Origin of the sequence: Photorhabdus africana, assembly GCF_035181445.1 — a bacterium.
Classification (GTDB): Bacteria; Pseudomonadota; Gammaproteobacteria; order Enterobacterales; family Enterobacteriaceae; genus Photorhabdus; species Photorhabdus laumondii.
The window spans coordinates 17,351-30,568 of the sequence record NZ_JAXBVE010000052.1 but is presented as its reverse complement, the minus strand read 5'-3'; the positions used below and the strand labels follow the sequence as shown (position 1 = coordinate 30,568).

The following is a 13,218-nucleotide window of genomic DNA, read 5'->3' as shown; positions in this document are numbered from 1 at the left end:
TTAACATTGTTCTCGGCATGATGGTGAGGTCTGGTTGTTTTTTGGCGAAAGTAATTATATCAAATCATCATGCTGTCTAATAATCCCCCGAAAAACATCAACAACCCCTAGTAACCCTGCGGTATACGTCAACGCCAATAGTCGACTTGAGGTTTTTGCGCGCGGTGCCGATAACACACTCTGGCACATCTGGCAAACCACTCCCCATTCCGGTCCGTGGTCAAACTGGTGTTCTCTAGGTCACATAATCACCAGTAACCCAGCAGTCCATATCAACGCCGATGGCCGACTGGAAGTCTTTGCCCGGGGTACCGATAACGCACTCTGGCACATCTGGCAAACTGCTCCCCACGCGGGATGGTCTAGCTGGCAATCATTAGGCGGCACCATCACTAGTGATCCAGTAGTCACCTGCACCGTCGATGGTCGGCTGGAAGTCTTTGCGCGTAGTGTCGATAATGCACTTTGGCACATCTGGCAAACCTTCCCCTATTCCAGTCAGTGGTCTAACTGGGACTCGCTGGGTGGTATTATCACCAGCGCCCCTGTGGTAGCAAAGAATTATGACGGCCGACTTGAAGTCTTTGCACGTGGTGCCAACAAAGGACTCTCACTCTTCCACATCTGGCAAAATGATACCCATTCAGGCTCATGGTCCAACTGGGCTTCATTAGGTGGCGGACTCTCCAGCGGCCCAGAAGTTGTGAAAAATTCTGATGGCCAATTTGATGTCTTTGTGCGCAATACCGGTAACGGACTTCACCACATCTGGCAAACTGCTCCCTATTCCAATCAGTGGTCTGATTGGACCTACCTCGGTGGTGTTTTTATCGACGCTTCCGCAATCAAATAATCTGAAAGGAGCCAAATTCGCACAATACACACGTAATTTTCTGGCCCGATGCATTAGAGAAAACATTCACTACTCTGCATCAGGCCAGTATTACCTAATGTGCTGGAATTAATCCAATAGCCAGATGACGAATTTTGTACTTTAATAACGATCATCAGATATTTTGAATAAAAAAACAAATATAACCGTAAAAAAACAGACTTAAAATAGAAAACAAAGAAAACTTTAAAATAAGAAAACAGTTTATATATAATTAATGTTTTTTAGATGTTCGTATTTGAAAATACACATCCAAAACATAGACATCCATAATATAAAATTAAACCCAATAAATTAATAATTAAAGTTTAACACAAAATAAAATATCATTTATTCATTTTATGAATAAAAATACACAGAATGCAATCGGAAGTATTAATGTGAAATTAAATACACTGTTTATTAAATGACTATTTAGTGAGTCTAAAAAATGATACCTAAAGAGGATATATATTATGAAAAAAGAATCTATTAATACATCAGGGCCAGATAATACCAAATCATCTATTTCAGACGAAATAGAAATATCCAATGAAATCTCTTGGACCGCGTTACCCAGAGTTATCTCGGCGGCAAATAACGCCGATGGTCGGCTTGAGGTTTTCGGTGTGAGCACCAACAATGCTGTGTGGCACAACTGGCAAACGGTACCCAATACCGGATCTTCCTGGTCTGGCTGGCACTCACTGAATGAAGGAGCGACCAGCAAACCCGCCGTTCACATTAACTCAGACGGCAGATTGGAAGTATTCGTACGTGGTTCAGATAATGCATTATGGCATAACTGGCAGACCGCCCCCGGTGCCGGTTGGTCTGGCTGGCAATCTTTAGGTGGTCAGATCACCAGCAACCCAGTGGTATATGTCAACTCCGATGGCCGGCTTGAGGTCTTTGCACGCGGCTCCGATAATGCGCTCTGGCACATCTGGCAAACTGCCCCTCATGCCGGTCCGTGGTCTAACTGGCAGTCACTAAATGGCGTGCTCACCAGTGATCCAACAGTATATGTTAACGCCAGTGGTCGGCCTGAGGTCTTTGCACGCAGCAACGATTACTCTCTCTGGTACATCAAGCAAACGGCTTCTCATACCTATCCTTGGACAAACTGGCAGTCACTGAGTGGTGTGATAACGAGTAATCCGGTGGTGATCAGCAACTCTGATGGTCGGCTTGAAGTCTTTGCACGCGGCTCCGATAACGCTCTCTGGCACATCTGGCAGGTCGCTCCTAATGCAGGTTGGACAAACTGGCGGTCACTGTCTGGTGTCATCACCAGCGACCCAGCGGTACATATCAACGCCGACGGCCGACTTGAAGCCTTTGCGCGTGGCCCCGATGACGCACTCTGGCACATCAGCCAGACGGGAGCATCTGGTTCATGGTCTGAATGGGCCTCCTTGTCCGGTGTGATTACCAGCGCTCCCACAGTGGCGAAGAATTCTGACGGCCGACTTGAAGTTTTTGCACGCGGTGCGGATAACGCACTCTGGCACATTCAGCAAACTACATCATCGTGGTCCACTTGGGCATCCCTCGGCGGCACCTTAATCGACGTTTCAGCCATTAAATAATCTGGAAAGATCGGCTTCACAACAAGACACTCATAACTTTCTGGCTTGATGCATTAAAGGAGAACATTCACAGTGCTGCATCGGGCCAGTAGTCCCTTATTTGCTGGAATTAACCCAATATTCGACACACAAGACGGGTATTCACTCAAGTTCGCTCCCGTTATTTATGATAAAAATATATTTTTCAAATATAAGTAAAAGGAAACCTTAAAACAGGGGAATAATTTATTTATAATTTATTATTTTTGAATGACCGTATGTAAAAATATATATAAACACACCAGGTTTTATAATGTAGCATCTCGTCCACTCAATACTTCACGGACCATTAATCAGCATCAAATAAAACATTAATTATTTCTTCAAAAAATAAAGAGAAAAAGTGAGAATATTAATTCACAGAATTAAATATTTTACTTATTAAATGATTATTTAGTGAATCTGAAAAATTATTTCTAACGAGGATATATATATGCAAGAAGAACCTATTAATATACCAAAGCCAGATAATGCCGAGCTACTTGTTGCAAATGAGGTAGCAATCGAAAACGCGGCAATCGCGTTGTCTGAAATTGTCTCAGTGGTAAACACCTCCGATGGTCGGATCGAAGTTTTCGGTGTGGGCACTGACAATGCCGTGTGGCACAACAGACAAACGGCACCACACTCAGGCTCTTCCTGGACCGGCTGGATCTCACTTAATGGAAAGGTAACCAGCAAACCTGTCGTTTATATCAATACCGACGGTCGATTGGAAGTATTCGCACGTGGCACCGATAATGCGCTCTGGCATATCTGGCAAACCGCTGCCAATGCTGGTTGGTCAAACTGGCAATCTTTAGGGGGTACAATTACTAGTAACCCCGCGGTATATGTCAACACTGATGGCCGACTCGACGTCTTCGCACGTGGCACCGATAATGCACTTTGGCACATCTCACAAACCGCCGCTCATTCCGGTCCGTGGTCGAGCTGGCAATCTTTGAACGGTGTGATCACCAGCAACCCGGCGGTTCATATCAACTCCGACGGCCGACTTGAGGTCTTTGCGCGTGGTACGGATAATGCACTCTGGCACATCTGGCAAACCGCTCCCGATTCCAACCAGTGGTCAAGTTGGGATTCACTCGGTGGTGTAATCACTAGCGATCCTGTCGTCATCGGCACCGCTGATGGCCGACTTGAAGTCTTTGCGCGCGGCTCCAATAACGCACTCTACCACATCTGGCAAACCGTTCCTCATGGCGGCCCGTGGTCCAATTGGGCTTCGTTGAATGGCGTGATCACCAGTGCTCCTGCGGTGGCGAAGAATTCCGATGGCCGACTTGAAGTTTTTGCACGCGGCACCAATAACTCGCTCTACCACATCTGGCAAACGGTTTCCCATTCCGGCCCGTGGTCTAACTGGGCCACGTTAAATGGCACGATCACCAGCGCGCCAACGGCAGTGGAAGACGCCGATGGTCGGCTTGAAGTTTTTGCGCGCGGCGCCGATAACGCACTCTGGAATATCTGGCAAGCCACACCATCGTGGTCCGCTTGGGTTTCCCTCAATGGCAGCTTAATCGACGCTTCAGCAATCAAATAATCTGGAATGAATCCAGCTTTGCACAAAACGAACGTCACCTTCTGGCCCGATACGCTAAAGAAAATATTCACTGCGCTTTATCGGGCCAGTGGCACTTAATTTGCCGGTAAAAATCTGATATTCGATACACAAACCTGGCATCGATTCGAGTTGGAATATTATCGTTGATGACAAGGAGATATTTTTGTCTATTTGAAACAGACGATTAGTCGAATATGCCTGGAAAACAACTGCAAACAGAATAACCTCTTTTAGGTACATGATTAAATCAGGTTCTGCGTTTCTCAATAGCCAGATTATGAATTATGTGCTTTAATAATTATTCAATAAAATATTTTAAAAAAATAAAAAAACATTAAAAAAATATATTTAAAATAGAAACCAGCGGGGACTTTAAAATGAAAAACAGTTTGTGAAAAATTAATTCCACTTAAATAATTTCGTATAAAACAATATATAAAAACATGTAATAAAATAATACGAGACTATATTTAATTAACATTTTACAGGTCAAGAATTAACAAAAAAACATCCACCATTTATTTTATGAAAAAAATAACATAGGAGACTAGTGAAAATATCAATATATAAATCCGAATACCTCTCTCATTAAATGATTATTTTATGAATCCGAAAAATTATTTTTAAAGAGAATATAAATATGAAAAAAGAACCTATTAAAATGCCAAATCCAGATAATACCGAAGCATATGTTGCAGGTGAGGTAGAAATCGAGAACTCTGCGATAGCGTTATCTGGAATTGTCTCAGTAGCAAATAATGCCGATAATCGACTTGAGGTTTTCGGTGTAAGCACTGACAGCGCAGTGTGGCACAATTGGCAAACAGTGCCGCTCCCAAACTCCTCTTGGGCCGGCTGGAACAAGTTTAACGGAGTAGTAACCAGCAAACCCGCCGTTCATCGTAATTCGGACGGTCGATTAGAAGTATTCGTGCGTGGTACGGATAATGCACTCTGGCACAACTGGCAAACCGCCGCAGATACCAATACCTGGTCAAGCTGGCAGCCACTGTATGGAGGTATAACCAGCAACCCTGAGGTATGTCTCAACTCTGACGGCCGACTTGAGGTCTTTGCTCGCGGCACGGATAACGCGCTATGGCACATCTGGCAAACCGCAGCCCATACCAATTCGTGGTCAAACTGGAAATCTCTGGGTGGCACGCTCACCAGTAACCCGGCTGCACATATCAACGCCGATGGTCGGATTGAAGTCTTTGCTCGCGGTGCCGATAATGCCCTTTGGCACATTTGGCAAACGGCTGCTCACACTGATCAATGGTCAAATTGGCAGTCACTGAAAAGTGTAATCACTAGCGACCCAGTGGTCATCGGCAACTGCGATGGTCGGCTCGAAGTCTTTGCTCGCGGTGCTGATAACACACTCCGACACATTTCACAGATCGGCTCTGATTCCGTTTCATGGTCAAACTGGCAATGCTTGGATGGTGTGATCACTAGCGCCCCAGCGGCGGTGAAGAATATCTCTGGCCGGCTTGAGGTCTTTGCTCGCGGCGCTGATAACACGCTCTGGCGCACCTGGCAAACTTCCCAAAACGGCCCGTGGTCTAACTGGAGCTCATTTACCGGCATTATTGCCAGTGCCCCAACGGTAGCGAAGAATTCAGACGGCCGGATTGAGGTCTTTGTGCTTGGCCTTGATAAGGCACTCTGGCATCTCTGGCAAACTACTTCATCAACCACATCATCGTGGACCACCTGGGCTCTTATCGGTGGTATCACCTTGATCGACGCTTCTGTGATCAAATAATCTGGAAGGAGCCAGCTTCGCACAAGACAAACGTAATCTTCTGGCCCGATGCATTAAAGAAAATATTCACTGCTCTGCATCGGGCCAGTGGTGCTTAATTTGCTGGAGTTAACCCAATATTCGACATATATACCCTATGGATTTCAAAGTTGTTCCTCTATCAAGCAAATGTGATCAAAATAAATTACAACGTGGAATGCACGTTGTAATTTATAAAAACGTTGTTGAAAATATGAAATATTTTGAACAAATAACACGTTGGGCAAAAGCGGATCTTATACAACAAGTCAGCCGACAACGGTTACAAAGACCAAGAACTGATAGAGGTTATTTAAATCAAATTTTACCCAAAGAAATCGTCACTAAAATTCAATTGGCAATAATTAAATCCATAAATGCAAGTCAATTGTTATCAAAATCATGACACTTGATTTCTCCAGTAAGATCGCTCGCAATATAGCTGTTGCCCATAGAGGCCCAAAATATTTATCCCCTTTGAGGGATCTGCGAAGCCTAGCTAAATTGCTAGGCTTCTGCCATTCTAGCATTCCATAATTTCAACAAAGAATTTCCATAAAAAAGCGCTTAGTACACAAAGGCTCAGGCTGCTGGCAAAAACTAATAAGACATTTGTTCAGATTTTAGATTGGTCATACTGGCGGCGACATCAATAACGAGCTCAACAATCTCGCTATCATCATCAAGGAAATTCTTTACCAACAAGGCAATTACGGCTGTAGTATTAGACAGCAAAAACCAGTCAACATTGGGAAATTCTCTCAACCACTTCGGCAACTCAGCTTTGCTTTCCACACAGAGCCAAATTAACCAGACCAAAATTACAACTAAATTTGCGAATTGCTTCCAGATTTTACTTGTGTAAGTTTAAAGCTTGGTGCGATACCATAACGAAAGAATTGATTCACAAACTTAACTAAGACTACTGCATGATTAATACAGAAACCTTCGACACCCACACGCCCATGATGCAGCAATATCTCCGTCTTAAAGCACAGCATCCTGATATCCTGCTGTTTTACAGAATGGGGGATTTCTATGAGTTATTTTATGACGATGCCAAAAAGGCTGCAAAATTGCTGGATATTTCCCTGACCAAACGAGGTCAATCAGCCGGCAATCCTATCCCTATGGCAGGCGTGCCACATCATGCAGTAGAAAACTATTTAGCTAAGCTGGTTCAATTAGGTGAATCAGTCGCTATCTGTGAGCAAATTGGCGATCCTGCCACCAGCAAAGGCCCGGTTGAACGTAAAGTCGTTCGCATCGTTACTCCCGGTACCGTGACAGATGAAGCGCTATTACAGGAACGGCAAGATAATCTGCTGGCGGCTATTTGGCACGATAATCAAGGCTTTGGTTATGCCACACTGGATGTGACATCTGGCCGCTTCCAAATATCTGAAATGATAGAGCTGGAAACGATAGCCGCTGAATTGCAACGTAGCCGTCCTGTTGAATTACTCTATCCTGAAAGTTTTGAGCATATGGCTCTAATTGAAAATTTTCATGGCCTGCGCCGTCGCCCTTTATGGGAATTTGAGCTAGATACCGCAAAACAGCAATTGAACCTGCAATTTGGTACCCGTGATCTCGTCGGTTTTGGTGTGGATAAAACAACTCTCGCTCTGCGTGCCGCGGGTTGCCTGTTGCAATACGTCAAAGATACTCAACGCACGGCGCTGCCACATATCCGTGGTATTACGATGGAACGTCAGCAAGATACGGTTATTATGGATGCCGCAACCCGTCGTAATCTGGAACTGACGCAAAACCTGTCTGGCAGTACAGATAATACTCTTGCTTCTGTGCTTGATCTGTGTGTTACCCCAATGGGTAGCCGAATGTTGAAACGCTGGTTGCATGCGCCTGTCAGGGACCGCCAGATATTAGAAAATCGTCAACAAGCTATTGCTACCTTGCAGGAAATTGGGCTGGAGTTGCAGCCATTTTTGCTACAGATAGGTGATCTTGAACGTGTGCTAGCACGCTTAGCTCTACGCTCTGCTCGTCCAAGGGATCTGGCAAGAATGCGCCATGCATTCCAGCAATTACCGGATATCCATCAAGTTATGGACTCCTCAGATTCCGCTTATATCAAGCAATTGCAGAAAAATATCGGCAGGTTTGATGAATTACAGGAACTGCTTGAAAAAGCGATTGTAGAAACACCTCCGGTATTAATTCGGGATGGTGGCGTAATCGCACCGGGTTATAACAGTGAACTGGATGAGTGGCGCACACTGGCTGATGGTGCCAGTAACTATCTGGAACAACTGGAAATCCGCGAACGGGAAAAGCTGGGCCTTGATACTCTGAAAGTCGGCTTTAATGGTGTTCATGGCTACTATATTCAAGTCAGCCGAGGGCAGAGCCATCTGGTGCCAATTCACTATGTCCGCCGCCAGACACTGAAAAATGCTGAGCGTTATATCATCCCCGAGCTAAAAGAATATGAAGATAAGGTTCTGACCTCTAAAGGGAAATCTCTGGCAATAGAAAAAGCGCTTTACGAAGAATTATTCGATCTACTGCTGCCTCATTTGGCCGAATTACAAACCAGTGCCGAAGCACTGGCTGAACTTGATGTATTGGCAAATCTGGCAGAACGCGCTGAAACCCTGAATTATATTTGCCCAACATTGAGTGATAAACCGGGAATTCAAATCACGGGTGGTCGTCATCCGGTTGTTGAGCAAGTTCTGCGTGAACCATTTATCTCAAACCCACTCTCTTTATCTTCACAACGGCGTTTGCTGATTATTACCGGTCCAAACATGGGCGGTAAAAGTACCTATATGCGTCAGGCAGCACTTATTACACTTCTGGCCTATATCGGCAGCTTTGTACCGGCTGAAAAAGCGGTCATCGGCCCAGTTGATCGTATATTTACCCGTGTTGGTGCCTCCGATGATCTGGCATCCGGCCGTTCAACCTTCATGGTGGAAATGACCGAAACCGCCAATATCTTGCACAATGCGACAGAACAAAGTTTAGTATTGATGGATGAGATTGGCAGAGGAACATCAACCTACGATGGCCTCTCTCTGGCATGGGCATGTGCAGAAAATCTGGCAAACCGCATTAAAGCAATGACGTTGTTTGCCACTCACTATTTTGAACTGACCACGTTGCCGGAAAAACTTGAAGGCGTGGTCAATATTCATCTGGATGCGGTAGAGCATGGAGATACCATCGCATTTATGCACAGCGTACAAGAGGGTGCAGCCAGTAAGAGTTACGGGTTGGCAGTTGCTTCCCTCGCCGGCGTTCCACGTGAAGTGATTAAACGGGCGCGCCAGAAACTTAAAGAGCTGGAATCGCTATCCAACCATGCAACGGCAAGTCATGTCGATACACCGCAGCTTGCGCTATTAACAGAGGAAACATCACCGGCGGTTGAAGCATTAGAAAATCTTAATCCAGATTCACTGACTCCGCGTCAAGCATTAGAATGGATTTATCGACTAAAAGATATGGTGTAAGAACGTGTTTGACAAAAACCTTTTACAACCGATATACCATTTTTTGCAATGTGAAACCCCGGATTTGTGGGTAGATAAAGCAAAACAGCCTGAAAATTTACCTGTGCTTCTACGGGATCATCTATTATGTGAACTAAAAGCAGCACAGAGCGCTATGTTTTTGATCCGCAAGTATGCAGTAGATCAGCGAAGTGAGGATACACTTCTGGCATGGTTTAAACCTTATGAAGATTTTGCTTACAAGAAAATAGGCAATCTCAATTCACTAAGAGGTCAAAACCAAGCGACCAAACAGATCACCGCCAAAGCTAATTCACCCTATAGCCAGGATCTGATTGATAAAATGGTATTGCTGATTAAAGAAGAGTTACATCACTTCTATCAAGTGCTAGAGATCATGGATGCACGCGATATCAGCTATGAAAGCATCGCTGCCAGCCGCTATGCCAAAGGCATGCTTAGCCATATCATCAACCATGAACCTTATACATTGGTCGATAAGCTGATTATCGGCGCTTATATTGAGGCGCGTTCTTGTGAACGTTTCGCCAAACTGGCCCCTCATTTGGATGAAGATCTGAGTAAATTTTATATCTCGCTGCTGCGCTCTGAAGCACGTCACTATCAAGACTATCTTTCACTAGCGCAATCTATTGCTAATGAAGATATTACCGAACGGGTAAACTATTTTGGTCGTGTTGAAGCTGAATTGATTCAAAATCCAGATAGCGATTTTAAATTTCACAGTGGCATTCCTGTAATTTGAACTGAATGTAGATTGATTAATAAAAGAAAGGTGAGCTTATACTCACCTTTCAAATCGATGACAAACCTCGTTCAAAATAACGAGGTTTATTTTTCCTTTTAAAAATGTTCAGACCCCTTTTCCCCATTAGATTAATTTGCTATGCTCCCGGGGATTCGTTCCCTTGCCGTCGCGATGCATCTTGAAATCCATAGGGTATATATGATAATAAAATCAAGCCACTAACTGATAAACAATAGCGGATATTTACTGTCGTGCATTTAATGCACGACATAATATAGGAACTCAGATAGATTTAAAAAAAAGTAAAGTAGCAACGGAGAAAAAATATCAACTAAAATAAAAACAATAATACTTGCCACCGATGAAATTAGTGTTTTTTTTACGTTTTTATCTAAAATAAAAAAATAACTAACCGTTAAAAATAATAGAAAAAAAACAATGGTATCAATGATTCGTGATAACAAAAATATCATTCCGCATCCTTTATTGAAAAATTTTTCTTTAGATTATACAGTCAATTTTATTAAAACTATTAAGTTTGCATAGTAATCAAAATAGTGACCTATGACACAATTATCAATTATTTTCAATTAAATTTATTGACGCGTCGTTTAGGTTCAGGAAGGGCAACCTCAAGTTGGCCGCTAACTACTTAGACTAGATTTCCTTCTCTCTCTGGACTGCCACCAATCGAGCATAGAATCTCTGGAGAGGCAGATAAAACCACTAACTGGAGGTTCCACCGCAATGTTCACGTACAAATTAAAGAAACTAAAAAAGGGCGTTAATCACATTACTGCAATTTAAGTATTAGAAATCTTTGATTGAAATTTACTATCATCATCTAAGACAAAATTAGGAGAATCCTACCGGGTACTGAAGAACCTGATAATACCAAGCATCAACAATGCAAAAACAGGGACAACAGCTCCTCAGAACCCAAGTAGCCAAACTATTCAACAATTAAGTACGGAATAACGCTTCAATATTCAAACCTTGAGTTTGCATAATATCTTTCAGACGTCGCAAACCTTCGACCTGGATCTGACGCACTCTTTCCCTTGTCAAACCAATCTCTTTGCCCACATCTTCCAGCGTTTCAGCCTCATATCCCAAAAGACCAAAACGACGCGCTAATACTTCACGTTGCTTCGAATTCAACTCAAACAGCCATTTGACGATACTCTTTTTCATATCGTCTTCTTGTGTTGTTCCCTCCGGCCCGGTTTCATTCTCATCCGATAAAACATCCAATAGGGCTTTATCAGAATCACCGCTAATGGGGGTATCAACCGAAATGATACGTTCATTCAATCGCAACATACGGCTTACGTCATCAACTGGTTTATCCAGTTGCTCTGCTATCTCTTCCGGGCTAGGTTCATGATCCAATTTATGGGCAAGTTCTCTTGCTGTACGCAAGTAGACGTTGAGCTCTTTAACAATATGGATTGGCAACCGAATAGTACGGGTTTGATTCATAATCGCCCGTTCAATGGTTTGCCGAATCCACCATGTTGCATAGGTAGAAAACCTGAACCCGCGCTCCGGGTCAAATTTTTCAACAGCACGAATAAGGCCAAGATTACCTTCTTCAATCAAATCAAGAAGAGCTAATCCTCTGTTACTGTAACGGCGGGAAATTTTGACAACCAATCGCAAGTTACTTTCGATCATTCTCTGGCGGGCCAGAACATCACCACGTAATGCCCGCCTTGCGAAAAAAACCTCTTCTTCCGCCGTCAGCAAAGGAGAAAAACCAATTTCGCCGAGATAAAGCTGTGTTGCATCAAGAACCCGCTGGTTCATACCCTGCAATACATCTAAATCATGCTCAAAATCAGTTAGATCATCTCCATCGTTCTTCAATAATTTCTCATCGAAGTCGTCAGCTTCAATACCACTTTCATCTAAATCCGCATCATCATACAACTCGTTAACTTTCAGCGTATTTTGGCTCATAAGCTGCCCCTACCCATGATAATGCAGGCAGAATTCAGCATTCTGCCCAGTTTATCGCTGCGGAAGATAACGCAGCGGGTTTACGGATTTTCCCTTGTAACGAATTTCAAAGTGTAATCTTACAGAACTGGTACCCGAGCTACCCACAGTGGCAATTTTTTGCCCCGCCTTGATGTCCTGTTGCTCACGAACCAGCATTGTATCGTTATGAGCATAGGCACTCAGGTAGTCATCGTTATGTTTTATAATTATCAGATTTCCATATCCACGTAAGGCGTTTCCGGCGTAGACAACTCGACCACCTGCTGTTGCAAATACTGACTGGCCCCTGCTACCTGCAATATCAATCCCTTTGTTACCCCCTTGGGTATCAGAGAAACTCTCAATCACTTTACCTTCAGCCGGCCACATCCAACTGCTGACAGCGCTGTTTCCACTGCTTGCGGTTGTCGTCGGTGACTCTAAATATGTATCGTTTACTGTTGATGTAGTTGCCCGTGGCAACATTTTTACACTCTTTTGCTTCCCGGAATTTGCAGGATACGCATTAGTTGATTGAGAATCAACCAGGGTTGTTTGAATTTGATGATGGTTATAAGTGGTTAACATCCCGCTACTACCGGTCCTCAAAGTCTGACCCACCGTCAAACTGTAAGGTTCTGAAATATTATTTTTGCTCGCAAGATCACGAAAATCACTACCTGTGATCCAAGCAATATAAAACAGAGTATCGCCATGCTTGACTGTGTAAGTACTGCCGTTATAGCTACCTTTAGGAATACTTTCATAATCACGGTTATAAACAATTTTCCCCTGCAAATTGCTATCAGCCACACCCATTGACGAAGGTGAAGATGGCATTGGCGTAGATACAGCAGAATTGCCGGAAGATATTACCGGATAACGACTCCCGCTGATTTGTTTTTGATCAATACTAGTGATAGGTGCAGGACGAGTTGGTGTATTTGTACAGCCGACTAACCAGACTCCCATCAATAAACACGTTACAATCCGCTGTATTTTTTTCATTGGGCTTCCCGAATTCATATTTCCTTCCCCCATAACGGCAAAGATAAGCGTAAAAATTAATAATTCTTAAAGGTTATACATAACCATAAAAATCTCGAAACGAAAATAATTT

9 protein-coding genes and 1 pseudogene are annotated in these 13,218 nt (G+C 43.6%); 7 read left to right on the top strand and 3 right to left on the bottom strand.

Features of this window, described 5'->3' with window-relative positions; all coding sequences use genetic code 11:
• Positions 1–34: 34 nt before the first annotated feature.
• The 5 genes and pseudogenes from SLS51_RS20275 to SLS51_RS20255 all read left to right on the top strand — a co-directional run.
• Entirely contained in the window at positions 35–853 is an 819-nt protein-coding gene (locus SLS51_RS20275) for a PLL family lectin (RefSeq protein WP_323840394.1), read from the top strand.
• Positions 854–1,347: 494 nt separating this feature from the next.
• Entirely contained in the window at positions 1,348–2,463 is a 1,116-nt protein-coding gene (locus SLS51_RS20270) for a PLL family lectin (RefSeq protein ID WP_323840393.1), read from the top strand.
• Positions 2,464–2,935: 472 nt separating this feature from the next.
• On the top strand, positions 2,936–4,051 hold the full coding sequence (locus tag SLS51_RS20265) for a PLL family lectin (protein WP_323840392.1): 1,116 nt from the start codon (positions 2,936–2,938) through the stop codon (positions 4,049–4,051).
• A 661-nt stretch (positions 4,052–4,712) separates the two neighbouring features.
• Positions 4,713–5,843: a PLL family lectin gene (locus tag SLS51_RS20260; RefSeq protein ID WP_323840391.1), complete on the top strand. Its 1,131-nt coding sequence runs from the start codon at positions 4,713–4,715 to the stop codon at positions 5,841–5,843.
• A 148-nt stretch (positions 5,844–5,991) separates the two neighbouring features.
• Positions 5,992–6,267 (top strand): annotated as a pseudogene (locus SLS51_RS20255) (type II toxin-antitoxin system PemK/MazF family toxin); the annotation flags it as partial.
• A gap of 194 nt (positions 6,268–6,461) precedes the next feature.
• Here SLS51_RS20255 and SLS51_RS20250 read toward each other — a convergent pair.
• Complete coding sequence (locus SLS51_RS20250; RefSeq protein ID WP_036778017.1) at positions 6,462–6,680, bottom strand: hypothetical protein; 219 nt, start codon at positions 6,678–6,680, stop codon at positions 6,462–6,464.
• Between the two features lie 110 nt (positions 6,681–6,790).
• On the opposite strand from SLS51_RS20250, the gene mutS reads away from it, so the two are divergent.
• Together mutS and miaE are read left to right on the top strand one after the other, a co-directional pair.
• Positions 6,791–9,346 (top strand): DNA mismatch repair protein MutS, encoded by a 2,556-nt coding sequence (gene mutS / locus SLS51_RS20245; RefSeq protein WP_323840390.1) that lies wholly within the window; start codon positions 6,791–6,793, stop codon positions 9,344–9,346.
• A 4-nt stretch (positions 9,347–9,350) separates the two neighbouring features.
• Complete coding sequence (gene miaE / locus SLS51_RS20240) at positions 9,351–10,112, top strand: tRNA isopentenyl-2-thiomethyl-A-37 hydroxylase MiaE (RefSeq protein WP_323840389.1); 762 nt, start codon at positions 9,351–9,353, stop codon at positions 10,110–10,112.
• A gap of 966 nt (positions 10,113–11,078) precedes the next feature.
• Here miaE and rpoS read toward each other — a convergent pair.
• Together rpoS and nlpD are read right to left on the bottom strand one after the other, a co-directional pair.
• The gene (gene rpoS, locus SLS51_RS20235) at positions 11,079–12,077 is read right to left on the bottom strand and encodes an RNA polymerase sigma factor RpoS (protein ID WP_323840388.1); all 999 of its coding nucleotides are present in this window, start codon (positions 12,075–12,077) and stop codon (positions 11,079–11,081) included.
• Positions 12,078–12,128: 51 nt separating this feature from the next.
• On the bottom strand, positions 12,129–13,106 hold the full coding sequence (gene nlpD, locus SLS51_RS20230; protein WP_323840387.1) for a murein hydrolase activator NlpD: 978 nt from the start codon (positions 13,104–13,106) through the stop codon (positions 12,129–12,131).
• Positions 13,107–13,218 lie beyond the last annotated feature (112 nt).